Annotated in this window: 1 protein-coding gene; it reads left to right on the top strand. The window is 59.4% G+C overall.

The window, feature by feature from the left end:
- Positions 1-679: 679 nt before the first annotated feature.
- The gene (locus KIP88_RS45795) at positions 680-841 is read left to right on the top strand and encodes a hypothetical protein (protein ID WP_214494618.1); all 162 of its coding nucleotides are present in this window, start codon (positions 680-682) and stop codon (positions 839-841) included.
- Positions 842-1,117: the final 276 nt, after the last annotated feature.

Raw genomic sequence — 1,117 nt, forward strand, 5'->3', positions numbered from 1 at the left:
ACCGGGAGTAATATCCAGAACGGGTGCGGCATTGTCGCCTCGCATGGAAGCTATGTGTTCTAATCGAGCAGAGCAGCTGTCCTAACAGACGCCCAATGTTCAGTCGCTGTTCGCGCGCAGGGAGCGGACGGATAAAGGCCCGCCAGCGTGAACCGGCGGGCTCGATTTGCCGCGTATCCTACTCAGACTCACCAACGCCAGGGCTTGTTGAGAAAGTAATGGCGGTCTGGGCAATGGCTGGAACCGCGGGGCAGCCAAGGCGTCGAATCTTTACTTCCGGCCGATGCCCCCTGCTCTGACCGGAAGGAGACCTCCCAAAGGTTGGCGGCCCCAGGGGCGACCTGGGGCCGTTTTTGGCGAGCTGGATCGTGGAATGGCCCTGCACTTCAGCCGCGTTGCCCCGCGACAGAGGAGTAGAGATTTGGAGCGCTAGTGAGCTCGGCTACTCATTTGTAATCAGCAATGAGAGTAGGAGTGGCCCTGGACTCCACGGGCAGCCCGGCTTTGTAGCTTCTTGGCGCCCCATCAATTTCAACAGGCCGGCCATCAGGGTAGGCGGATCACCCTTTAGGACGTTTGCCGAAGCCGAGAAGGCCTGTGAGGCCATGCTGGTGCACAAATAGCTTCGGATCTGGGTGTTCCCTTGCTCGAGATGGCAGAGCGCAAACCAGAGGGACCAATGACCGTTTTTGTCTACGTCAACACCAGCAAGCAGGATGGCGACCCCGAGCACGTCAAGGTCTTCGCCACCACGGTTCTATTTGTTATCTTCATACTCGGGATTGGCACCGCTGCCCTTCTGGCGGGTCGGCAAGTGCGAAGGAGGCGATCGCTGTCCTAGGTCGGCGGTCCGAACAGGACGTACAGCAAGAAAACGACCATCGCCGCCGTCGCGATGGTCTCCAAAAGGACGCGAGGAATCGAGCGTCGCATATCGCAACGTTTATCTTCTCAGGTGGTGTTATCTGCCCGATAGAGAACACAGCGGCCTCTCCTAAGCACGAATGGGAACGGGAGGTCGCTAGGCGCATTGAGGCAGGCGCCAGTCACAGTCGCCCCTTCTGGCTTGGCGCATTGGAATGACGGCCCCAGCCCCCCAGCTGGGGCCGTTTCTCAA

The sequence above is a fragment of the Bradyrhizobium sp. SRL28 genome, from assembly GCF_018596315.1.
Lineage (GTDB): Bacteria > Pseudomonadota > Alphaproteobacteria > Rhizobiales > Xanthobacteraceae > Bradyrhizobium.

Bases quoted from the DNA above. Each gene is read 5' to 3' on its own strand.
- KIP88_RS45795 (WP_214494618.1), top strand. From the start codon at position 680: ATGACCGTTTTTGTCTACGTCAACACCAGCAAGCAGGATGGCGACCCC.